The organism is Mesorhizobium sp. M0001, assembly GCF_040324255.1.
GTDB lineage: Bacteria > Pseudomonadota > Alphaproteobacteria > Rhizobiales > Rhizobiaceae > Mesorhizobium.
This window is the reverse complement of record NZ_JAMYVS010000008.1, coordinates 169,806-193,107: the sequence shown is the minus strand read 5'-3', so window position 1 is coordinate 193,107 and position 23,302 is coordinate 169,806. Positions and strand designations below refer to the sequence as shown.

The 23,302-nt window shown below is 64.0% G+C and carries 18 protein-coding genes and 1 pseudogene; 12 read left to right on the top strand and 7 right to left on the bottom strand.

From position 1 onward, the window contains the following. Window positions 1–178 precede the first annotated feature (178 nt). The 6 genes and pseudogenes from NKK50_RS22350 to ppa all read left to right on the top strand — a co-directional run bounded on the left by NKK50_RS22350 (window position 179) and on the right by ppa (window position 4,357). The gene (locus tag NKK50_RS22350) at window positions 179–949 is read left to right on the top strand and encodes a TPM domain-containing protein (RefSeq protein ID WP_352520879.1); all 771 of its coding nucleotides are present in this window, start codon (window positions 179–181) and stop codon (window positions 947–949) included. A gap of 49 nt (window positions 950–998) precedes the next feature. Beyond that, window positions 999–1,454 (top strand): annotated as a pseudogene (locus tag NKK50_RS22345) (TPM domain-containing protein); the annotation flags it as partial. Between the two features lie 35 nt (window positions 1,455–1,489). Then, the gene (locus tag NKK50_RS22340) at window positions 1,490–2,380 is read left to right on the top strand and encodes a TPM domain-containing protein (protein ID WP_352520798.1); all 891 of its coding nucleotides are present in this window, start codon (window positions 1,490–1,492) and stop codon (window positions 2,378–2,380) included. Between the two features lie 6 nt (window positions 2,381–2,386). Continuing rightward, window positions 2,387–3,025, top strand: a complete 639-nt coding sequence (locus NKK50_RS22335) for a TPM domain-containing protein (RefSeq protein WP_023668621.1) — start codon at window positions 2,387–2,389, stop codon at window positions 3,023–3,025. Window positions 3,026–3,193: 168 nt separating this feature from the next. Then, entirely contained in the window at window positions 3,194–3,700 is a 507-nt protein-coding gene (locus NKK50_RS22330; protein ID WP_023688843.1) for a GNAT family N-acetyltransferase, read from the top strand. Between the two features lie 123 nt (window positions 3,701–3,823). After that, on the top strand, window positions 3,824–4,357 hold the full coding sequence (ppa, locus tag NKK50_RS22325; RefSeq protein ID WP_352543865.1) for an inorganic diphosphatase: 534 nt from the start codon (window positions 3,824–3,826) through the stop codon (window positions 4,355–4,357). 227 nt (window positions 4,358–4,584) lie between these two features. Here ppa and NKK50_RS22320 read toward each other — a convergent pair whose 3' ends face one another. Then, the gene (locus NKK50_RS22320) at window positions 4,585–5,181 is read right to left on the bottom strand and encodes a hypothetical protein (protein ID WP_023712049.1); all 597 of its coding nucleotides are present in this window, start codon (window positions 5,179–5,181) and stop codon (window positions 4,585–4,587) included. Window positions 5,182–5,436: 255 nt separating this feature from the next. After that, entirely contained in the window at window positions 5,437–6,054 is a 618-nt protein-coding gene (locus NKK50_RS22315) for a TetR/AcrR family transcriptional regulator (RefSeq protein WP_352520799.1), read from the bottom strand. Between the two features lie 73 nt (window positions 6,055–6,127). Here NKK50_RS22315 and NKK50_RS22310 point away from each other — a divergent pair, with 73 nt between their 5' ends. Both NKK50_RS22310 and NKK50_RS22305 read left to right on the top strand, forming a co-directional pair. Then, window positions 6,128–7,411 (top strand): MFS transporter, encoded by a 1,284-nt coding sequence (locus NKK50_RS22310; RefSeq protein WP_023835196.1) that lies wholly within the window; start codon window positions 6,128–6,130, stop codon window positions 7,409–7,411. A 259-nt stretch (window positions 7,412–7,670) separates the two neighbouring features. Beyond that, window positions 7,671–9,245, top strand: coding sequence for an alkaline phosphatase D family protein (locus NKK50_RS22305; protein ID WP_352520800.1), 1,575 nt, complete (start codon window positions 7,671–7,673; stop codon window positions 9,243–9,245). A gap of 47 nt (window positions 9,246–9,292) precedes the next feature. Here the strand turns inward: NKK50_RS22305 and NKK50_RS22300 are convergent, their stop codons facing one another. Next, the gene (locus tag NKK50_RS22300; protein ID WP_023704968.1) at window positions 9,293–9,625 is read right to left on the bottom strand and encodes a hypothetical protein; all 333 of its coding nucleotides are present in this window, start codon (window positions 9,623–9,625) and stop codon (window positions 9,293–9,295) included. A 143-nt stretch (window positions 9,626–9,768) separates the two neighbouring features. On the opposite strand from NKK50_RS22300, the gene typA reads away from it, so the two are divergent. After that, window positions 9,769–11,598, top strand: coding sequence for a translational GTPase TypA (typA, locus tag NKK50_RS22295; protein ID WP_023681424.1), 1,830 nt, complete (start codon window positions 9,769–9,771; stop codon window positions 11,596–11,598). A gap of 55 nt (window positions 11,599–11,653) precedes the next feature. On the opposite strand, the gene NKK50_RS22290 is transcribed toward typA, so the two are convergent. Then, a complete protein-coding gene (locus NKK50_RS22290) occupies window positions 11,654–12,277 on the bottom strand; it encodes a DUF1062 domain-containing protein (protein ID WP_352499952.1) in 624 nt (207 codons plus the stop codon). A gap of 342 nt (window positions 12,278–12,619) precedes the next feature. Continuing rightward, window positions 12,620–13,654 (bottom strand): L-idonate 5-dehydrogenase, encoded by a 1,035-nt coding sequence (locus NKK50_RS22285; RefSeq protein ID WP_023830137.1) that lies wholly within the window; start codon window positions 13,652–13,654, stop codon window positions 12,620–12,622. A 137-nt stretch (window positions 13,655–13,791) separates the two neighbouring features. On the opposite strand from NKK50_RS22285, the gene NKK50_RS22280 reads away from it, so the two are divergent. Continuing rightward, entirely contained in the window at window positions 13,792–14,403 is a 612-nt protein-coding gene (locus NKK50_RS22280) for a LysE family translocator (protein ID WP_023688853.1), read from the top strand. A 26-nt stretch (window positions 14,404–14,429) separates the two neighbouring features. On the opposite strand, the gene NKK50_RS22275 is transcribed toward NKK50_RS22280, so the two are convergent. Then, entirely contained in the window at window positions 14,430–14,993 is a 564-nt protein-coding gene (locus tag NKK50_RS22275; RefSeq protein ID WP_023688854.1) for a peroxidase-related enzyme, read from the bottom strand. Window positions 14,994–15,123: 130 nt separating this feature from the next. Between NKK50_RS22275 and NKK50_RS22270 the strand changes: the two genes are divergently transcribed. Together NKK50_RS22270 and NKK50_RS22265 are read left to right on the top strand one after the other, a co-directional pair. Then, a complete protein-coding gene (locus NKK50_RS22270) occupies window positions 15,124–19,914 on the top strand; it encodes an NAD-glutamate dehydrogenase (protein WP_352499950.1) in 4,791 nt (1,596 codons plus the stop codon). Window positions 19,915–20,261: 347 nt separating this feature from the next. Further along, window positions 20,262–21,641: an MFS transporter gene (locus tag NKK50_RS22265; protein WP_352543864.1), complete on the top strand. Its 1,380-nt coding sequence runs from the start codon at window positions 20,262–20,264 to the stop codon at window positions 21,639–21,641. A 44-nt stretch (window positions 21,642–21,685) separates the two neighbouring features. Here NKK50_RS22265 and purH read toward each other — a convergent pair whose 3' ends face one another. Next, window positions 21,686–23,302 (bottom strand): bifunctional phosphoribosylaminoimidazolecarboxamide formyltransferase/IMP cyclohydrolase, encoded by a 1,617-nt coding sequence (gene purH, locus NKK50_RS22260; RefSeq protein WP_352543863.1) that lies wholly within the window; start codon window positions 23,300–23,302, stop codon window positions 21,686–21,688.

Sequence of the window (23,302 nt, the reverse complement as noted above, 5' to 3'; positions counted from 1 at the left end):
GCCGGACATCTCCCCCTCAAGGGGGGAGATCAGCTGTCTTCTGTCCTTGCGCCAAATATCAGCGTTGCCGGCTGAGCGTCGGCAGCGAGATTGCCAATCTCCCCCCTCGAGGGGGAGATGTCCGGCAGGACAGAGGGGGACGCGAAGGAACGCCAACCTTGGTGTTCTTCTCGCCTTTCTGGCCGTCTTCCTGCCCCTCACCGCCTTCGCCGCCGACCTCCCCGCGCTGACCGGCCGCGTCGTCGATAACGCCAGCATTATCGACGCGGGAACCAAAGCCGCGCTCACCCAGAAACTCGCCGACTTCGAGACAAAAGGCTCCGACCAGATCGTCGTCGCCACCATCCCCAGCCTCGACGGCGAGGAGATCGAGCCTTACGCCAACCGGCTGTTTCGCTTCTGGAAGCTCGGCCAGGCCAAGGAAAATAACGGCGTGCTGCTGCTGGTGGCGCCGAACGACCGCAAGATGCGCATCGAGGTCGGCTATGGGCTGGAAGGCACGCTGACCGATTTGCACACCAAGCTGATCATCGAAAACGACATGGTGCCGGCGTTCCGCGCCAGCGATTTCTCCGGGGGCATTTCCAAGGCCGTCGACGACATGGTGATGGTGCTGGAAGGCAATCCGGAGGAATTGGAGGCGCGCGGCGAGCGCAACCAGAAGCCGCCCATCAATACCGACAATCTGTTCTTCGGCGTCTTCATCAGCATCTGGGCAATCATCTTCTTCGGCAGCATGGCCGCCTCCATCCTGCCGCCGATCTTCGGCCAAAAACTCGGTCCCGGCCGCTATCGCTGGCTCGGCATGACATTCGAGCCGGGCCGGCGGTCGTCCAGCGGCGGCTGGTCTTCGGGCGGGGGCGGCTGGTCGTCGGGTTCAAGCGGTGGTGGCGGCTTTTCCGGCGGCGGCGGTTCGTCCGGCGGCGGCGGCTCCTCGGGAAGCTGGTGACGAGATGACAACACGCATCGCCAATCCCTGGCATGGCCGCTTCGCCACGATGACCGGCGCTGCCTTGCTGGTCTTGCTCGTCAGCTTCGCGGCGCTGGCGGCGGAACTGCCCGCCCTCACCGGTCGTGTCGTCGACAATGCAGGCATCATCGATGCCGCGACCGAGGCGGCGCTCACCCAAAGACTGGCCGATTTCGAGACCAAAGGCTCCGACCAGATCGTCGTCGCGACGGTTCCCAGCCTCGACGGCGAGGAGATCGAGCCTTACGCCACCCGGCTGTTCAACGCTTGGAAGCTCGGCCAGAAGGCCAAGAACAATGGCGTGCTTCTGCTGGTGGCCGTGAACGACCGCAAGATGCGCATCGAGGTCGGCTACGGGCTGGAAGCCACGCTCACCAACCAGCACGCCACACGGATCATTGAAGGCATGGTGCCGGCCTTCCGCGCCGGGGATTTCTCCGGCGGTATTTCCAAAGCGGTCGACGACATGATCATGGTGATTGAGGACAGTCATGGTGGTTGAGGGGAACTGGTGACGGCATGACAGTACGCGTCTTCAATCCGCCAAGACCTGGCCGCGCAGCCGCGACGATCGGCATCGCGCTGTTGACGATGCTCACCATGCTGTTTGTAGCTTTGGCGGCAGACCTGCCGGCACTCACCGGGCGGGTGGTCGACAATGCCGGTATTATCGACGCCGCGACCAAGGCGGCACTGACGCAGAAGCTCGCGGATTTCGAGACCAAAGGCTCCGACCAGATCGTCGTCGCCACGATCAACAGCCTCGACGGCGAGGAGATCGAACCCTACGCCAACCGGCTGTTCCGCTTTTGGAAACTCGGGCAGGCCGGCGAAAACAACGGCGTGCTTCTGCTGGTGGCCAAGAACGACCACAAGATGCGCATCGAGGTCGGCTACGGGCTGGAAGGCACGCTGACCGACCTGCACACCAAACTGATCATCGAAAACGACATGGTGCCGGCGTTCCGTGCCGGTGATTTCTCCGGCGGCATTTCCAAGGCCGTCGACGACATGGTCATGGTGCTGGAAGGCAACCCGGAAGAGCTGGAGGCGCGCGGCAAGCGCAACCCGGCCGACCGCAGCACGCCCATCGATCCCGTCGTCGCGGTCTTCCTGATCCTGTGGGCGGCGATGTTCTTCGGCGGCCTGGCGATGACCTTCCTGCCGCCGATCTTCGGCACCAAGCTGTCGCCGGGCGTGTATAAATGGCTGGGCATGACCTTTCGCTACGGCCAGGGGCCGAGCGGATCGTCCTCGGGCTCCAGCAGCTGGACAACAAGTTCGTCGTCGGGCAGCGGATGGTCATCGGGAAGTTCGGGCAGCAGCTGGTCTTCGGGCTCAAGCAGCGGCGGCGGGTTTTCAGGCGGCGGCGGTTCGTCTGGCGGTGGCGGGTCTTCAGGGAGCTGGTGAGAGAAGATGGCAACACGACCGATCAGCCCACAGGACCATGAGCGCATCGCCACCGCGATCCGCGCGGCCGAGGCCAAAACCGACGGCGAGATCTACTGCGTCGTTGCGCATGCCAGCGACGGCTATTTCTTTCCCGCCGCCTTCATGGCGACATCAGGCATGCTGATTGCCAGCCTCGCCGTCGCTTATGGGCTGGAAGCCTGGTGGCTGTCGATCCGGCTGCCGCATTTCGTCATTGTCCAACTGCTGGCACTGGCCTCGGTGTTGGTGCTTTTGTGGGCGCTGCCGGGCTTGCGCATCCATCTGGTGCCGCGCCGGCAGCGTTATCAGGCGGCACATCACAATGCGCTCAGGCAGTTCCTCGCCCGCAATGTCCACCGCACCACGGCGCGCACCGGCGTGTTGGTCTTCGTGTCGATCGCCGAGCGTTATGCCGAAGTGGTCGCCGATTCGGGCATCGACAGCAAGGTCGGCCAGCATGTCTGGGACGGCGTGGTGCGCGATCTCCTGCAGCATGCCGGTGACGACCGGCTCGCCGACGGCTTCGTCAAGGCGATCGGGCAGGTCGGCGCGGTGCTGGCCGAGCATTTCCCGGTGACGTCGGGCGACGCCAATGAGCTGGACGATCATCTCGTCGAGATCTGAAGAGCCTGCACGCGCTACCCGGACGGACGCCTGACCGCGCCGGCTGGGCGCGTTTTCCAGGCAGGCTTTGCCCATTGTCAGCAGTGTCGCGATCGGCTGTGAGAAAGCGGTCGGCGGGCTGACCTCGAGTCTTGCAAATGGCCGATGCGGGTTTATGGTTAACAAATCATGAATACGCTGAGCATCGACATCAGGAAAGCCGAACCGCGCGACGCCGGCGCCATTGCCGACGTGCACCAGCTGGCCTGGGAGGGCGCCTATTCCGGCATCATCCCGCATCGCTCGCTGACCTCGATGATCAACCGCCGCGGCGCCGACTGGTGGGCCAACGCCATCCGCCGCGCCGCCACCGTTCTGGTGGTCGAGATCGGCGGCACCATCGCCGGCTATGCCACGATCGGCAAGAACCGCGCCCGCGAGCTGAAGCAACAGGGCGAAATCTACGAACTTTACCTGCGTCCGGAATATCAGGGCATCGGGCTCGGCAGCCGGCTGTTCAAGGCGGCGCGGGCGCGGCTTGCCGACCACGGGCTGAAGGGAATGGTGGTGTGGGCGCTGGAAGACAACCAGAACGCACTTTCCTTCTATGCCGGCGCGGGTGGCCGTGACGTCGCCGAAGGCGTCGAGATTTTCGAGCAGAGGGCGCTCAAGAAGGTCGCCTTCGTCTGGGAATGACCGGCCTCGGTTACAAATCATCATAAACCGTGCGCTTCCGTTAGCGCTTCGCACCAATCGCCGCATTGCACCATGCCGCGCCGCCCGCTATCGATCTTGGACATCGAGAGAGGGATTTAAGCCATGCGAATCGAAGCCATTGCCATCGGAAAGAACCCGCCCGAGGACATCAACGTCATCATCGAGGTGCCGATCGGCGGCGAGCCGATCAAGTACGAGATGGACAAGGAGGCCGGCACGCTGTTCGTCGACCGTTTCCTGCATACGTCGATGCGCTACCCCGGCAATTACGGTTTCGTGCCGCACACGCTGTCGGGCGACGGCGACCCGATCGACGTGCTGGTCTGCAACACGCGCGCGCTGGTGCCGGGCTGCGTCATCAATGTGCGGCCGATCGGCGTGCTGGTGATGGAAGACAATGCCGGCCAGGACGAGAAGGTCATTGCCGTGCCCTCGCCGAAGCTGACGCTGCGCTACGAAAACGTCGCCGAATACACGCAGCTGCCCGAGATCACCCGCGACCAGGTCCAGCACTTCTTCGAGCACTACAAGGATCTCGAGCCCGGCAAATGGGTCAAGATCGAAGGCTGGCACGATTCGAAATACGCCAAGAAGATGATCGTCGACGCGATCGCACGGGCGAAGGCGGCGAAGTAGCGCCGAGAGAGGCCTGCGTCTCGTTCAAGTAAGCGGCAAACGCCAGCGCGAGGCACCCCCCTCTGGCCTGCCGGCCATCTCCCCCTCAAGGGGGGAGATCGGATGTCGCAACGGCTTTCGTCAATTTTCAGCGCCGAAAGAAAAGCGCCGCCAGCGAAGCTGCCAATCTCCCCCCTTGAGGGGGAGATGCCCGGCAGGGCAGAGGGGGGTGCCTTGCACCCACGTGGCTAGTTATCCACCCGACCAAACGCCGGCACGTTGCCGATGACGGTGTGCTTGTCCTTGCCACAGGCGAAACTCTTCGCCTTTTCGTCCGCCAGCTTGCGCGCCTGGTCGTTGGCCTGAGGGTTGCCGGTGGCGAGCACGAGGCCGATGGTGCAGCCGTCGCGGGCTTCCATCTGGGCGACCTTGGCGACGAGCAGCACTTCGGTCGGCTTGTTCTCATCCTCGGGATTGCTGATCGAGCGGCGGTGGATCACCGCGAAGGGAACGGCAACGTCGCCCTTGGTCTCGATGCGCCATTCGACCTTGGCGCCGGACGAGTTGAAGCCGGAAAAGCTCTCCCAGACCGAGGTCATCTCGCCGCCGGGCGGAAACCCGTAGAATAGCGATTCACGCGCATCGTCGTAGGCGATCAGCACGGGATAGCCGCGATAGCCGGAGCAGGCGAGTTCGGCCCAGTCGCCATCGCCTTCCTCGGCCTGCGCATAGGTCACGCAATCCTTTTGCGAGTCGAGGTCGGTGTAGACGCTGGATATGCCATCGGCATGGGCTGCCTGGCAGAGGGCGGCGAGGGCGAATGGAACAAGCAGCAGGGTTCGCATGCGGACTTTTCCCTTGAGGTTGGCCCCAGCCTATCGCCAAATTTGCGGCCGGCCTAGCGTGCCAATCTCAACGTTGGCGCCGCCCAAATCGCCCTGCCGGGCAATTCTCCCCCTGAACGGGAGAAAGTGGCCGGCTGCGCCGCTGGCGACAACCTTGCAACGCTGGCAATTGGCGAAATCGTGATGAGAGCGTTCCTCGCCCCATTTCCGGGAAAGGATGCCGGCAGGTGAGGGGCGGCGCCAACGTTCGAAATGTTATTTCTTCAAGCTCGCCTCGATCAGCAGGTCGGCGTTGTGGGCGACCGCCGCCGCCGGGCCTCCGAGGCCGAAGAGCTGGCCACTGATATAGGCGCCTTCGATCAACAGCAGCAGGCCGTCGCCGAGCGTGTCAGGGTCTTTAGCGCCCATCGCTGCGGCCATGGCGCGCAGGCGGTGGCGCAACTCCTGCTTGTTGGCCTCGCTGACGACACGCGCCGGATGGCCATGTTCGGGATATTCCACCGCCGCGTTGGTCATGCCGCAGCCGCGATAGTCCGGCCTTTGCGTGCGCTTGCCGACGCGAGTCAGGAAAGCCCTGAGCTGTGCGCGCGGGTCGCCGGGGTGGGCAGCCACGGCTTCGTCGAAACGCTCCCAATACTCACGGTCATATTGCCTGAGATAGGAAGCGGCGAGCTCGTCCTTGGAGGGAAAGCTGCGGTAGAGGCTGGGCTTGGTGACGCCGGCGCGCTTGACGATCTCGTCGACGCCGATCGCCCGGATGCCGCGGCGGTAGAACAGGTCGTACGCCACGTCGAGGATTTTCTTGGCAGCCTTGGGCGGTGCCACTGCATGACCGTCCTTGATGGTCAGTTCAAAATTTTTGTCCGTTGGCATGGTATGACTCGATTGACGTGTTACCGATCGGTACGTATACAGGTCCTCACCCTGCAACGTACCGGTCAGTAACATGATAGCTCAATCCCGTCCGTTTGGCCAGCGCTACGCTTTCGTCGTGGTTGGCGTCATCTTCCTCTGCCTGTTGATCGCGGCCGGGCTTCGTTCCGCACCCTCGGTGATGATGCTGCCGTTGGATAAAAGCTTCGGCTGGGGGCGCGATACGGTTTCGATTGCCGCCGCGATCGGCATCTTCCTTTACGGCCTGACCGGGCCGTTTGCCGCCGCATTGATGGAGCGTATCGGCTTGCGCCGCACGCTGCTTGCCTCGCTTGTGATCATGTCGGGCTCGACCGCGCTCAGCCTGCTGATGACCGAGCCATGGCACCTGTTCCTCACCTGGGGCGTGTTTTCCGGCATCGGCTCCGGCGCGGTCGCCACCGTGCTCGGCGCCACCATCGTCAACCGCTGGTTCAAGACCAATCGCGGCTTGGTGATGGGGCTGATGTCGGCCTCCAGCGCCACCGGCCTCTTGGTGTTCCTGCCGCTGCTGGCATCGCTCGCCCAGTCGGGCGGCTGGCAGCCCGTCGCTACCGCCGTCTCGATCGCCACCGCCTGTCTTCTGCCGCTGGTCTGGCTGTTGGTTCCGGAGCGTCCCGCTTCGATCGGCATGGTGCGCTATGGCGCCGGGGCCGATGACGTGCCGCCGGTATCGCCGGCATCGCAAGGCAATTTCCTGGCGCATACGCTCAACACGCTGCGCCGCGCTGCCGGCACCCGCGTCTTCTGGTATCTGTTCGCCACCTTCTTCATCTGCGGCTTCACCACCAACGGGCTGGTCGGCACGCATCTGATCTCCTTCTGCGGCGATATGGGCATCCCCGAGGTACAGGCCGCGGGCCTGCTGTCGCTTATGGGCATTTTCGACCTGATCGGGACGACGCTCTCGGGCTGGCTCACCGACCGTTTCGACCCGCGCAAGCTGCTCGGCGTCTACTACGGCATTCGCGGTCTGGCGCTGATCTATCTGCCCTATTCCGGCTTCTCGGCGACCAGCCTGATCATCTTCGCGGTGCTCTACGGTCTCGACTGGATCGCCACCGTGCCGCCGACGCTCAGGCTCGCCAACGAGGCCTTCGGTGACCGCAGCGGCCCGATCGTGTTCGGCTGGATCGTAGCCGGCCACCAAGTCGGCGCCGCCACCGCCGCCGCCTTCGGCGGCACCATGCGCGAATTGCAGGGCAATTACGAACTGGCTTTCCTGATCGCCGGCATGACGGCGATCGTGGCTGCGTGTCTGTCGCTGCTGATCAATACGAGCAGGCCGGCTTTCGATCCGGAGCCGCAAGCGGCGTAAGGCGCGGTACTAATCTCCCCCTCAGGGGGGAGATGGCCGCGAAGCGGCCAGAGGGGGTCCGTGCGACCGGACTCAGCCTCTTGCGCAGAGGTCGGCGCTCCAAGCGAGGCGACCCCCTTCTGTCGCCTTCGGCGACATCTCCCCCCTCAAGGGCGGAGATCACCTGTCGATTGTTATCAAAGTTTCATCTTCCCGGGATGTGGCTGAAACATTGAAGCTGGAGCTTGCTGGCACCGTTCGAAGCCATCAGGAGACAGCCATGAACAAGATCTCGTTGACCCGCCGCGCTTTCGTCACCTCTGCCAGCGCCGCCGGTCTGCTCGGCGCATCGGGGCTCGCTTTGCCCTATTATTCGCGCGCCAGCCAGCGCCCGGCCTTCACCCATGGCGTCCAGTCCGGCGATGTCGATTCCTCGAGCGGCATGGTGTGGACGCGCACCGACCGGCCTTCGCGCGTCATGTTCGAAGTGTCGTCGACGGAAAACTTCGCCAATGCGACGCGGCTGGCGCCGCTCGATACCTCGCCGGCCAGCGACTTCACGGTCAAGCGCCTGCTTACCGACCTCGCCTCCGACCAGGATATCTTCTACCGGATGACTGCCGCCGACCTGTCGGATATCAACGCCGTTTCCGAACCGATCGTCGGCCGTTTCCGCACAGCACCCGCCTCGAAGCGCGACATAAAATTCGCCTGGTCGGGCGACACGGCCGGCCAGGGCTGGGGAATCGATGAGACCGGCATGAAAACCTACGCCACCATCGCCAGGCACACGCCGGATTTCTTCCTGCATTCCGGCGACACCATCTATGCCGATGGCGCCATGAAGGACGAGGTAGACCTGCCTGGCGGCGGCAAGTGGAAAAACGTCGTCCTGATCGACGGCAAGCGCAAGGTGGCCGAGACGCTGGATGAGTACCGCGACCAGTGGAAATACAACATGATGGACAAAAACGTTCTGGCCTTGAGCGCCATCTGCCCGACCTTCTACCAGTGGGACGATCACGAGGTGCTGAACAACTGGTCGGATTCGAAGAATCTCGGCGCCGACAGCCGCTACACCGAAAAATCCATCCATGTGCTCGCGGCGCGTGCGGCGCGCGCCTTCCATGAGATGACGACGATCCGCTACGAGCCGTCCGAGCCCGGCCGCGTCTACCGCAAGATCGCGCATGGGCCGCTGCTCGACGTGTTCTTCCTCGACATGCGCTCCTATCGCGGCCCGAACGGCCCCGACATGCAGGAGGACATGACGCCGCAGTCACGCATGCTGGGCGAACAGCAGACGAAATGGCTGAAGCGCGAGCTGACGAATTCCAGGGCGACCTGGAAGATCATTGCCGCCGACATGCCGCTCGGCCTCGTCGTCTGGGACGACGGCGCCAAGAAGGTCGGCGCGGAAGCCATCAGCAATGGCGACAATGGCCTGCCCAAAGGCCGCGAGCTCGAGATCGCCGACCTGTTGCGCTACATCAAGACTGCCGGCATCACCAACACGGTCTGGTTGACCGCCGATGTCCACTACACGGCGGCGCACTATTACAACCCCGACAAGGCGCGGTTCCAGGATTTCAATCCTTTCTGGGAATTCGTCTCGGGCCCGATCCACGCCGGTACCTTCGGTCCCAATGATTTCGACATGACCTTCGGCCCGGAGCTGAAATTCATCAAGGCGCCGACCACCGAACAGGGCCAGAACCTGCCACCCTCGGCCGGCCTGCAGTTCTTTGGCCTGGTGGACATTTCAGGGGCGACAGAGCAGCTGACCGTGCGGCTGATGGATCGCGACGACATCGAGCTTTACAAGGTGACGCTCGATCCGGTGCGGTCGGCGTAAGCCTTTGGGCCGGTGCGAAGGATCGCTATGCCTGGAATGGGCAGCCGTCAGTCCGGGTAGCAAACCGTCGGAATCTTCGGCCACACCGCGCTGTCGCAGCCTGCAACCCGCTGCCTCTGCTTGAAAGAGGCGCTGACCGGGCCGGTGACCACGGGGTCGACGCCATCAGGGGCGTCGGCAAACATCTGCTCGGCCGTCCGGTCGGGCGACGAAGCCGGATTGGCTTCCTTCACCGTGGCGGCCGATTGAGCGGCATTGGCCGCCAGCACGGCAGCGAATGCGACCGAAGCGATGAGGGGCCAAAATCGGTTGAGTTTGTCGGTCATGAATTTCGAACTACCCGGGCCCAGAAAGGTTCCCGCCTTGGTTAACAAAACCATCTCACACCGAGATGCTTAAGATTTGATGAGTATTTGGTGGTGCGCCTCCTCTTTCGCAATTGCGAAAAACCCTGTATGAGCCGCGCAACCGAAAGAGGCGGCGCCTTCTGGCCTGCTGCCTGCAACGCTCCCGAGACCACAAAATGAAAATTCGTAATATCGCGATCATCGCGCACGTCGACCATGGAAAAACCACCCTCGTCGACCAATTGCTGCGGCAATCCGGTTCCTTCCGCGACAATCAGCGCGTCGCCGAGCGCGCCATGGATTCCAACGACCTCGAAAAGGAACGCGGCATCACCATCCTGGCCAAGGCGACCTCGGTCGACTGGAAGGACACCCGCATCAACATCGTAGACACCCCCGGCCACGCCGATTTCGGCGGTGAGGTCGAGCGCATCCTGTCGATGGTGGATTCGGCGATCGTGCTGGTCGACGCGGCCGAAGGCCCGATGCCGCAGACCAAGTTCGTCGTCGGCAAGGCGCTCAAGGTCGGCCTGAAGCCGATCGTCGTCATCAACAAGATCGACCGTCCGGACGCCCGCCACGTCGAAGTGGTCAACGAGGTGTTCGACCTGTTTGCAGCGCTTGACGCCACCGACGAGCAGCTCGACTTCCCGATCCTCTACGGTTCTGGCCGCGATGGCTGGGTCTCGGAAAATCCGGAAGGCCCGAAGGACCAGGGCCTGGCGCCGCTGTTCGACCTCGTCATCAAGCATGTGCCGGAGCCGACCGTTCATCCCGGCCCGTTCCGCATGATCGGCACCATCCTGGAAGCCAATCCCTTCCTCGGCCGCATCATTACCGGCCGTATCGAGAGCGGCACGCTGAAGTCCAACCAGGCGGTCAAGGTGCTCCACCATGACGGCACGCAGATAGAAACCGGGCGCATCTCCAAGATCCTCGCGTTCCGTGGCCTTGAGCGCCAGCCGATCGAAGAGGCGCAGGCGGGTGACATCGTCGCCATTGCCGGCCTGTCCAAAGGCACCGTCGCCGACACGTTCTGCGACCTGGCGGTGACCGAGGCGTTGCATGCGCAACCGATCGATCCGCCAACCGTGACCATGTCTTTCCTGGTCAACGATTCGCCGCTCGCCGGCACTGAAGGCGACAAGGTGACCAGCCGCGTCATCCGCGACCGCCTGCTGCGCGAAGCCGAAGGCAATGTCGCGCTCAAGATCGAGGAATCGCCCGACAAGGATTCGTTCTTCGTTTCCGGCCGCGGCGAATTGCAGCTGGCCGTGCTGATCGAGACGATGCGCCGCGAAGGCTTTGAAATCGCCGTGTCGCGTCCGCGCGTCGTCATGCAGAAGGGCGAGAACGGTGAATTGCTGGAGCCGGTCGAGGAAGTCGTCATCGACGTCGACGAGGAGCACGCCGGCATCGTCGTGCAGAAGATGTCGGAGCGCAAGGCCGAGATGGTCGAGCTGCGGCCTTCGGGCGGCAACCGTCAGCGCATCGTCTTCCACGCGCCGACGCGCGGACTGATCGGCTACCAGTCGGAACTGTTGACCGACACGCGCGGCACCGCCGTGATGAACCGGCTGTTCCACGCCTACCAGCCCTACAAGGGCGAACTGCCGGGCCGCACCAACGGCGTGCTGATCTCCAACGAACAGGGCGAGGCAGTGGCCTATGCCATGTGGAACCTCGAAGACCGCGGCCCGATGGTGATCGACCCGGGCGTCAAGGTCTATCAGGGCATGATCATCGGCATCCATAGCCGTGACAACGACCTCGAAGTGAACGTGCTGAAGGGCAAGAAGCTGACCAACATCCGCGCCGCCGGCAAGGACGAGGCGGTGAAGCTGACGCCGCCGATCCGCATGACGCTGGAGCGCGCGCTGGCCTGGATCCAGGACGACGAGCTGGTCGAGGTGACGCCGAAGACCATCCGCCTGCGCAAGCTCTATCTCGACCCGAACGAGCGCAAGCGCTTCGAGAAGTCGGCCAAGGTTGTGGGCGCGGCGTAATCGTCTGATTGTCTAAATTCGAGAGGGGCGAAGCACCGGTGCTTCGCCCCTCTTGTCATTCACCCACGGCAGCCGAAATGATGGCTTCACGATCCGGCTCGTCGGCCAGGTCAATGCGAATCGCCGTGCCGTCGCGGGCCGGCTTGCGCAAAGCTCTGGCGCCTTCGGGAACAACAACCAGCAATCGTTTCTCCTCCAGCGCCTGAAGCCTTGATCGGGAGATGCCGAGTTCGCCGGCGAGCAGACGGTCGAGCCGCAGCGATGTCGGCATTTCCAGCCCAAGCCTGATTTCAAGCGTCGTTGCGCCCCTCTCGCCGAGGCTTCGCTTTTGAACCGCGACATCCGAAAATTCCTCGACGCGGCCGACCCGGTTTCGCAACGCCACGACATCGAAGGCATGGCGGCGGGCGAGGGCCGGATCGTTGCTTTCGAGCGCTGCCAGCAGCGCGGGTTCGATGTCGCGGCGGTTGCAGCGTTCGAAAATGCCGCAATTCCACGAATTGTCGCAGTCGATGCAGCGATAGATCAGCCACACGTCGATTCGCTTGCCATTGGCGTTGACGCGGAATTTGTCGCTGCAGCGATAGGCTTTCACGGCGCCGCAGCGGTTGCAGTGGATCAGAGGTCGAGGCGCGATTTCGGGCGTGATTGCCCAGTGGATAGCGAGATGTTGGGACAAGCCGGAAGACCTTCCAGTGTGGAAGTTCTTCAGGTCGGCAATGGCGAGATGCCCATGCGGGCACGGCGTGGCGAGAGCTAGCTATGTCGGAAATCAGCTGTCACGGGCGGCAAAGCGCGCGAGACAACGGTTCAGCAGTGCCAAACCGGTCTCGAACCGCCGCCTGAGGAACACGTGAAATGGAGCAGGCACCGCTTAATGCGGCGCCCTGCCAAGCGTGATCAGGGGAGTTGGCGAGACCGGCGGTTACTGAGGCAAAATGAAGCTCGAAATGAATGTCGGGACGGTTCTTCTAGCGGCAAGATGCCGAGCGGGCAAGGTTCATAGGGTGTCTCGCCCTGCTCAGGCGAAGGCGATCTGTACCTTCATCGATTTGTTGCGGTCGCCGGCGATCTCGAAAGCCGCAACCGCCTCGTCCATCGGATAGATGCCGGTCAGCAGCGGCTTAACGTCGACGCGACGGTTGTTGATCAGATCGACGGCCAGCGCGAACTCGTCGTGGAAACGGAAGGAGCCGCGCATTTCGATCTCCTTGGCGACGATGAGATTCTGAGGCAGCGACATGTCGCCGCCTAGGCCGAGCTGCACGAGCACCCCGCGCGGCTTCAGCACATCGAGCCCGGCTCGCACCGCGCGCTCATTGCCGGAGCATTCGAACATGACGTCGAAACTGCCCTTCTCGACATTGTAGCCAGCGAGCTTGTCGGCATCTGTGGCGACATTGATGGTGCGGTCGGCGCCGATCTCGTTGGCCTTGGCCAGAACCGCGTCCATGACATCGGTGACGACGATCTCACGCGCGCCGTGGACACGTGCGGCAAGGATGCTGAGCGCACCGATCGGCCCGCAGCCGGTGACCAAGACCCGCTTGCCGAGCAGCGAGCCGGCGCGGTTGACGGCATGCAGCGTTACCGCGAACGGCTCGGCAAAGGCGGCTTCGTTGATGGAGACATAATCGGCGATCTTGTGGCACTGCCAAGCCTCGGCGACGAGGCGCTGGCGGAAGGCCCCCTGTATGTGCGGCATCGGCATGGCGCTGCCGTAGAATCGCATGTCGAGGCATTGGTTCTGCACGCCCTGCAGGCAGTAGCGGCACGCATTGCAGGGCCGGCTGGGCGAAATCGCGACGCGGTCGCCGACCACGAGGCTGGAGACGCCGGCGCCAAGCGCCTTCACCGTGCCGGCGACCTCATGTCCGAGGATCATCGGCTCGCGCAGGCGCACCACGCCGAAGCCGCCATGGTTGTAGTAGTGCAGGTCCGAGCCGCAGATGCCGCCGGCCTCGACCGATATTTCGACCTGTCCGGCGCCAGGCGCGCCCGAATCGGTCTCTTCGATACGCAGGTCTTTTGCGGCGTGGATGACGATTGATTTCACGGCCGCGATCCTTTCTCAAACCGCTGGCACGGGCAAGTCCGATCTCCGAAATGTGTCGCGTTCGTTGGCCCATCAGGCAGAGGGGTGCCAAATTGACGCCGACCGGATATCATTTGCCATCCAACGAAGGCTCCGCCATGCACCTCACCTCGCTGCTGATCTTCGCCGCCGCTCTCTTCGTTGCCGCCGGCTCGCCCGGCCCATCGATCGCCGCACTGGTTGCCCGCGTCATCTCGAAGGGCTTTCGTGACGTGTTTCCGTTCCTGCTCGCCATGTGGATCGGCGAGGCCATCTGGCTGTCGCTGGCGGTGTTCGGGCTGGCGGTCGTGGCGCAGACCTTCCATTTCGCCTTCGTCGTCGTGAAATGGATCGGCGTCGCTTACCTCGCCTACCTCGCCTTCAAGATGTGGACCGCACCTGTCGACGCAAAAGAAGGCGAGATGCCGCGCGAGGATTCGCCGGCAAAACTGTTCTTTGCCGGCATGGCGGTGACGCTCGGCAATCCCAAGATCATGATGTTCTATCTGGCGCTGCTGCCGACGATCATCGACCTCGCTTCGGTGAGTGTCATCGGCTGGGTCGAACTGACGGCGACGATGGCGGTGGTTCTGATCGCCATCGATCTCGCCTGGGTCGTCGCGGCCTCACAGGCGCGCAAACTGCTGAAGAGCAAGCGCGCCATGAAGATCGCCAACCGCATCAGCGCCACGACGATGGCCGGCGCTGCCGGGGCCATCGCGGCGCGTTGACCTCTCCTGCGAGGAGAAGGAAACTTTCACCTCGCCATGGCGTGGTATTCGTCGTTCGGCCGCATGTCGATGGCCGCCGCCACGCGGTTCGACATGTTGAAGAAGGCGGCGGTCGAGGCGATGTCCCAGATGTCGCGGTTGGTGAAGCCGGCGTTGCGCAGTGCTGCCCTGTCCGCCTCGACGATCTTTGCCGGCTCTTCCGTCAGCTTGACGGCGAATTCGAGCATCGCCGTCTGCTTCGGTGAAAGATCGGCGGCGCGGAAATTCATCACCATCATCTCGCCGAAGGACGGGTCGCCGGAGAGCTGGCGCACCGCCGCGCCATGCGCCGTCAGGCAATAATAGCAATGGTTGATCGATGAGACGACGACCGCGATCATCTCCCGTTCCAGCTTCGACAGGCCGGATTCACCCAGCATCAGATCATTGTATGTGTCGGTGAAGGCGCGCAGCTTCTTCTCGTCGAAGGCATAGGCAAGAAGCACGTTGGGAACCAGGCCGAGCTTTTCCTCGCATTTGGCGAAATAGGCTTTTGTCGCCTCGCTCAGTTCCGCGATACCGAGGTCAAGTGCGCTGATTTTGCCGGACATGGGTCTCCCTCCTGGTTCACCGCCGCCTGACCGTCGAATTCCTGTAATTCTTATCGAGCCGTCAAACCTTTGTCGCCAAACAGCGGTCATCTGCTACCATAGTCGTAAAAGCATGTGACGGGAGGACAACATGGCGAGCGTGAAATCCGCAGCTAAGCCGAAGAAAACAGCCACTGCCGGGGTGAAACCCGACGGGAAGCCGGCCAGGCTCGCCGACTATCTGCTGGCCCGCGCGCCGGCCGAAGACATTGCCGCCTATGACGCCGCCGACCTGGAGCGCGCCGCCGACCTGGCAGGACGTGCGGTCGCCGCCCACAAGAAGGGCCAAAGTGTCGTCGCCGTCGATGCCGGGTCGGGCGTCTCCCGCGAGGGCCGCCCGATGACGATCATCACCGTCGTCAACGACAACATGCCGTTCCTGTTCGATTCGATCCTCGGCGAGATCACAGAAACTGCCGGCGAACCGACTTTGGTCACCCATCCGGTCATCGTCGTGCGTCACGGCAAGGCCGGCGTCGACGAGATCCTCGGCGACGGCAGCGCCCTCAAGGACGATGGCAATCACGACCGCCTGAGCGTCGTCCATGTCCATATTCCGCGCCTGACGGCGGAGCAGGCCGACGCGCTGGCCGACCGCCTGCGCAAGATGCTCAACCAGGTGCGCGCCGCCGTCAGCGACTGGAAGCCGATGCTCGCCCGTCTCGACCAGGCGATTTCCGAATTCCGCTATTCCGCCGTGCCGCTCGACAAGAAGAGCGTTGCCGAGGCCATCGCCTTCCTTGAATGGCTGCGCGACGACAATTTCACTTTCCTTGGCATGCGCGAGTTCAAATATTCCGGCGGCGCGGAGAGCGGCAATCTGGAGCGCGCCGACAAACCCGGTCTCGGCATCCTCGCCGACCCGGATGTGCTGGTGCTCCGGCGCGGCACCGAGGCGGTGACGACGACGCCCGAAATCCGCGCCTTCCTGCATGGGCCGGAGCCGCTGATCGTCACCAAGGCCAACGCCAAGTCGCTGGTGCACCGCCGCATTTATCTCGATTATATCGGCGTCAAAACCTACACCGCCAAGGGCACGCTTGCCGGCGAGTTGCGCATGGTCGGCCTGTTCACCTCGACTGCCTACACGCGCTCGGTGATGAAAATCCCGTATCTGAGGTCAAAGGCCGAGACCATCATCGCCAAGTCCGGCTTCGACCGGCACGACCATTCCGGCAAGGCACTGATCAACGTTCTGGAGAGCTATCCGCGCGACGAACTGTTCCAGGTGCCGGTGCCGATCCTGAAGAAGCACGCCGCGGCCATTCTCGGCCTGGTCGAGCGGCCGCGGGTGCGGGCGCTGGTGCGCGCCGACCAGTTCGACCGCTTCGTCTCGATCCTCGTCTTCGTGCCGCGCGACCGCTATGACAGCGTTGTGCGCGAGAAGATCGGCGCCTATCTCAAGACCGTCTTCGAGGGCCGTTTGTCGGCTTATTATCCGGCGTTTCCGGAGGGCGGGCTGGCGCGTGTGCATTTCATCATCGGCCGCTCGGGCGGCAAGACGCCGAAGGTCGAGCAGGCGGCGATCGAAGCGGCGATCCGCGATATCGTGCGAACCTGGGACGACGCGCTGGCCGAAGCCGCGGAAGCCGTCGGCGGCGATCCATCGCTGAAGGCGATCGCCGCGCGTCTGCCTGAGAGCTATCGCGATTCCTTCAGCGCGGCCATCGCGCTGAAGGATGCGGGGCGCATCGCCGGCATCAGCACCGCCAACCCGATCGCCATCGACTATTACCGCCATGCCGAACAGAAACCCCATCAGGCAGCGCTGAAGATCTACCACCACGGCAGCCCGGTAGCGCTGTCGCGTCGCGTGCCGGTGCTGGAAAACATCGGCTTCCGCGTCATCAGCGAGCGCACCTTCGAGGTTGGCGAGGACGGCGGCGACACCGTCTTCGTCCACGACATGGAGCTGGAGAACAGCTACGGCAAGCCGATCGACCTCAGCGATGGCGGCGCGCTGTTCGAGGACGCGTTCCTGTCGGTCTGGCGCGGCGACATCGACAATGACAGCTATAACGGGCTTGCCCAGACCGCCGGCCTGTGGTCGGGCGAAGTCAGCATTCTGCGCGCCTATGGCCGCTACCTGCAGCAAGCCGGTATCCCGCAGAGCCAGGATTTCATCGCGGCCGCGCTCAACCGCTATCCCGACATTGCGCGCGGCCTGCATGCACTGTTCGTCGCTCGTCTCGGCCCGACCGCCGAGACGGAAGGCGTCGTCGCCGCCAAGCACCTCAAGGCCAAGATCAAGGACGCGCTGGAGGAAGTCCCCAACATTGATGACGACACCATCATCCGCCGCTATCTCAACCTGATCGAAGCCTCGTTGCGCACCAATCATTTCGTTGCGGGAACGAAGGCGCGGGGCCAGTCACTGGCGATCAAGCTGGACTCGCAAGCGGTCGAAGGATTGCCGGCGCCGCGGCCGTGGCGCGAGATCTTCGTCTACGGTTCCGAGGTCGAAGGCGTGCATCTGCGCTTCGGCCCGGTTGCGCGCGGCGGCCTGCGCTGGTCGGACCGCGCCCAGGATTACCGCACCGAGGTGCTCGGCCTGGTCAAGGCGCAGCAGGTCAAGAACGCCGTCATCGTGCCGGTCGGCGCCAAGGGCGGCTTCTATCCGAAGAAGCTGCCGATGAGCGCCGGCCGCGACGCCATCTTCGAGGCCGGCACCTCGGCCTACAAGAATTTCGTTTCCAGCCTGCTGTCGATCACCGACAATATCGGCCTCGATGGCGTCATACCCCCAGCCGGTGTCGTCAGGCGCGATCCTGACGACCCCTATTTCGTCGTCGCCGCCGACAAGGGCACGGCAACCTTCTCCGACACCGCCAATGCCATTTCGGAGAAACACGGTTTCTGGCTCGACGATGCCTTCGCCAGCGGCGGCTCGGCCGGTTACGACCACAAGAAGATGGGCATCACCGCCAAAGGCGCCTGGGAAGCGGTCAAGCGGCATTTCCGCGAGATCAACCGCGACATCCAGACCACCCCCTTCACCGTCGTCGGCGTCGGCGACATGTCGGGAGACGTGTTCGGCAACGGCATGCTCTTGTCGCCGCAGACCAGGCTGATCGCCGCCTTCGACCATCGCGACATCTTCATCGATCCCGATCCAGACAGAGTGGCGTCGATGGCGGAGCGCGAGCGCATGTTCGCGCTGCCGCGTTCGTCCTGGCAGGACTATGACAAGACCAAGCTGTCGGAAGGCGGCGTCATCGTCTCGCGCAGCCAGAAGTCGATCACGCTGCCTGCGGCAGCGGCCGCGGCGATTGGTCTCGCCAAGACCACGGCGACACCGGCCGAGATCATGACCGCCATCCTCAAGGCGAATGTCGATCTGTTGTGGTTCGGCGGCATCGGCACGTATTTACGGGCCTCGGGCGAAACCAATGCCGAAGTCGGCGACCGCGCCAATGACGCCATCCGCATCACCGCGCTCGATGTCCGGGCCAAAGTGATCGGCGAGGGCGCCAATCTCGGCGTCACGCAGCGCGCCCGCATCGAATTCGGCATGAATGGCGGCCGCTGCAACTCCGACGCCATCGACAATTCGGGCGGCGTCAACTGCTCCGACGTCGAGGTCAACATCAAGATCGCGCTGGCGTCCGCCATGCGCAAGGGGTCGCTGACCCGGCCGGCGCGCAACAAGCTGCTGGCCGAGATGACCGACGAGGTCGCCGGCCTCGTGCTGTCCAACAATTACGAACAGACGCTGGCGCTCTCCATCGCCCGCAAGCGCGGCCTTGCCGACATCGCGCACCAGAGCCGGTTCATGGCGGCGCTGGAGGCTCGGGGCCTGCTCGACCGCGCTGTCGAGACGCTGCCGTCGCCGGCCGCCCTTGCCGAGCGCGAGGCGCGTGGCGAGCCGCTGACCCGGGCGGAGCTTGGCGTGCTGCTCGCCTATGCCAAGATCGTGCTGTTTTCCGACATCGTCGCCAGCGACGTGCCGGACGACGCGCATTTCGACCGCGACCTGATGGGCTATTTCCCCGATCGGATGGCGAAGAAATACGCGGCCGAGATCCATGGCCACCGGCTGCGCCGCGAAATCATCGCCCGCGTCGTCGCCAACGATCTCGTCAATCGCGGCGGACCGTCATTCGTCAACCGGCTGCAGGAAGCCACGGGGCGCAGCGCGGCCGACGTGGTGCGCACCTTCGCCGTGGTGCGCGACGGCTTCGCCCTGCCGGCGCTCTATCGGGAGATCGATGCGCTGGACAGCCACATCGACGGCCAGGCGCAGCTCGATCTCTACCAGTCCGTCAGCCGGCTTATCTTCGTGACCAGCGGCTGGTATCTGAAGAACGATGCCGGCACCGCAGCGCTCGGCCAGCGCATTGCCGAACTGCAAGAGGCGCGCATGGCGCTGGAGCCGAAGCTGCTCTCGCTGCTGCCGGCCTTCTCGCGCGAGCGGGTCGAGGAGAGGCGGTATGGCCTGTTCAAGGCCGGCGCCCCGGAAAAGCTCGCCGGGCAGTTGGCAATGGCCGATGTGGCGGGACTGATCCCCGACATCGCACTGACGGCGCGCACGGCCAATGCCGACGTCGTCGCCTCGGCCAAGGTGTTCTTCGCCGTCAGCGATGCCTTCCGCATTCCGCGCGTCGAAGAGGCGGCGCGTTCAATCACGCCGTCGGACTATTACGACCAGCTGGCGCTGTCGCGCGCCACCGACACGATCGGCGCGGCGCGGCGCGGCATTGCGGTGGCGGCTCTCGCCGGTCATGCCGGGACGGCGGATCCTGTGGCGGCCTGGCTGGAAGCCGGCGGCGAGCGCGTGGCGCGCATCCGCGAGCGGCTGCAGGCGCTGACCGAAGGCGGGGATATCACCGTGTCCAGGCTGTCGGTGGCTTCGGGGCTGATGAGCGATCTGACGGGGATGTGAGGCTCGGGACTTTACCCTCCCCCTTGTGGGGAGGGTCGCTGCGAAGCAGCGGGGTGGGGGTGCGGCACCGGCCCCCCCCCCGCCCCTAGGGGCGCCCGCCCCCCCCACGGGGGGGGGGGGGGGCGCGGGGGGGGGGGGGGGGGCCCGCGGCACCGACCCCCACCCGGACCTTCGGTCCGACCTCCCCACAAGGGGGAGGTAGGGGCGCGGCGCCTTTCTTCGCGTCTCTATGCAGGTAGACAGCGGCGACATCCAGGTGAGGGGCAGCGCGAATCTTTCGCGGTTTGCATGAGCATTCGAAACATGCAGACATGGCGCCCGACACGGGCGGTGCCGGGGGAATCATCATGGCGGCAGTAGAAACAGCGCAGCGGGCATCCGGGCGTGGCATCTGGGGGTGGATGTTCTTCGACTGGGCGGCGCAGCCGTTCTTCACCGTCGTCACCACTTTCATCTTCGGCCCTTATTTCGTCTCGCGTATGGCGAGCGATCCAGATACGGGCTTGGCTGTATGGGGCTATGGCATTGCTGCCGCCGGGTTGGTCATCGCTGTTTTGTCGCCGATCCTTGGCTCGATTGCCGACCAGACCGGCCCGCGCAAGCCCTGGATCGCGTTCTTCGCCGCGATCAAGATCGCCAGTCTCTGTCTGCTTTGGTTCGCGGCACCCGGATCAAACCTTTTTCTGATCGTGGCCTTGTTCTCGCTGGCTTCGGTGGCCGCCGAATTCTCGACCGTTTTCAACGATTCGATGATGCCGCGCCTGGTGCCGAAGAGCGAGATCGGAAGGATTTCCAACATCGCCTGGGGGCTTGGCTACCTCGGCGGAATGATCGCGCTGATCTTCGTCGTTGCGGTGATGGCGGGCACGCCGGAGACCGGCAAGACGATTCTCGGTCTCGACCCGCTCTTCGGGCTCGACCCGAAACTCGGCGAGGACGCGCGGGCCACCGGGCCGCTCTCGGCCGGCTGGTATTTCCTGTTCATCCTGCCGATGTTCTTCTTCACGCCGGATGCCATCAAAGGCATTCCGATAGGGCCGGCGGTACGGGAAGGCCTGTCGGAGCTGAAGTCGACGCTGACTGAAGTGCGCCAGCGCAAAGGCATCTTCCGCTTTCTGATCGCCCGCATGATCTACCAGGACGGCGTCAATGCGCTTCTGGCGCTGGGCGCGGCCTTCGCCGCCAAGATGTTCGGCTGGTCGATCACAGAGGTCGGGATGTTCGGGATCATCCTCAATGTCGTCGCCATATTTGGCTGCTGGGGCGCGGCTTTTCTGGATACCCGGCTCGGCTCGAAGGTCATTGTGATGATCTCGCTTGTACTGCTCAGCATCGCCACGATCGGCATCGTCTCGACCGGGCCGGGTTTCACGCTGCTCGGCGTTGTGCAGCTTCCCACCGACGACTCAGGCGGTCTGTTCGGCACGGCGGCGGAAAAGGCTTACATTCTCTATGGTTTGCTGATCGGGGTTGCCTTCGGACCGGTGCAAGCCTCGTCGCGTTCCTACATGGCGCGCAGCGTCACCGCAGCCGAGTCCGGCCGCTATTTCGGCATCTATGCGCTGGCCGGACGGGCGACCAGTTTTCTGGCGCCGTTCATGGTGGCAACAGTTGGCTTGGTCAGCGGCTCCGATCGGCTCGGCATGGCGACAATCGTACTGTTTCTCGGCGTCGGCATAGCGATATTAATCAAGACGCCGTACCCGGCGGATCAGCCGGTGGAATAGCGCCGCACTTTTCCTTCTCCCCTTGTGGGAAAAGGCAGAGGCGCTCAATGCCTGAAATGCCTCACGCCGGTAAACACCATGGCGATGCCATGCGCGTCGGCAGCGGCGATAACGTCGTCGTCGCGCATCGAGCCGCCGGGCTGGATCACCGCCGTGGCGCCGGCTTCGATCGCGGATATAAGCCCGTCGGCGAAAGGGAAGAACGCGTCGGAGGCGACCACCGAGCCTTGCGTCAGCGGCTCGGCCAAGCCCGCCGCCTCGGCGGCGTCGAGGGCCTTGCGGGCGGCGATGCGCGAGGAATCGACGCGGCTCATCTGGCCGGCGCCGATGCCAACCGTGGCGCCGTCCTTTGCGTAAACGATGGCGTTCGACTTGACGTGCTTGGCGATGCGGAAAGCGAATTTGAGGTCGGCCATCTCGGCCGCCGTCGGTGCGCGCCTGGTCACCACCTTCAGTTCGAGATCGTCGACCACCGCGTTGTCGCGGCCCTGGACGAGCATGCCGCCGGCGACGGATTTCACAGTGATGCCGCCGGCGTGCGGATCGGGGAGACCGCCGGTGACCAGCAGGCGCAAATTCTTTTTGGCGGCGATGATGCGGACAGCGTCCTCCGACGCGTTCGGCGCGATGATCACCTCGGTGAAGGTTTTTACGATCTCCTGCGCCGCTTCCGCATCGAGGATGCGGTTCATGGCGACGATACCGCCAAAGGCCGAAACCGGGTCGCAGGCCAGCGCTCTCGCATAGGCAGCAGCCAGCGAAGCGTCTTCGGCGACGCCGCACGGGTTGGCGTGCTTGATGATGGCAACGGCGGCGCAGCGGTTGGGGTCGAACTCGCCGACCAGCTCGAAGGCGGCATCGGTGTCGTTGATGTTGTTGTAGGACAGCTGCTTGCCCTGCAACTGGCGAGCCGTGGCGACCCCCGGCCGCTTGTCGCCATTGACATAGAAGCCGGCGCTCTGATGCGGGTTCTCGCCATAGCGCATGACGCTCTCCAGCCGGCCGCCGAAAGCACGCCAGGTCGGATGCTCGATCTCCAGCGTTTCTGCGAACCAGCCGGAGATCGCCGCGTCGTAGCTGGCGGTGCGGGCAAAGGCCTTGGCCGCCAGCTTCTGGCGGAAATCCAGCGACAGCGAGCCGATGTTCATCTCCAGCGCGTTCAGCACCGAGGCATAATCGCCGGGATCGGTGACGATGGCGACATAGGCATGGTTCTTGGCCGAGGCGCGGATCATCGCCGGGCCGCCAATGTCGATGTTCTCGATAACAGCGGCATAGTCGGCGCCGGAGCGGCGGACCTCCTCGAACGGGTAGAGATTGGAGACGAGCAGATCGATCGGCTCGATGCCGTGATCGTGCATCGCCTTGGCGTGTTCGGGATCGTCGCGCACGCCGAGCAGCGCGCCATGCACCGACGGGTGCAGCGTCTTGACGCGGCCGTCCATGATCTCGGGAAAGCCTGTCAGTTCCGAGACGTCACGCACCGCCAGCCCCGCCTCGGCGATCGCCTTTGCCGTACCTCCGGTCGAGACCAGCTCGACGCCGGCCGCGACCAGCCCTTTGGCGAAGTCGGTCAGGCCGGTCTTGTCGAAGACGGAAAGCAGGGCGCGGCGGACCGGAACGAGGTCGGGTGCCGGAATGTTCTTAGCGGCGACGGCCAT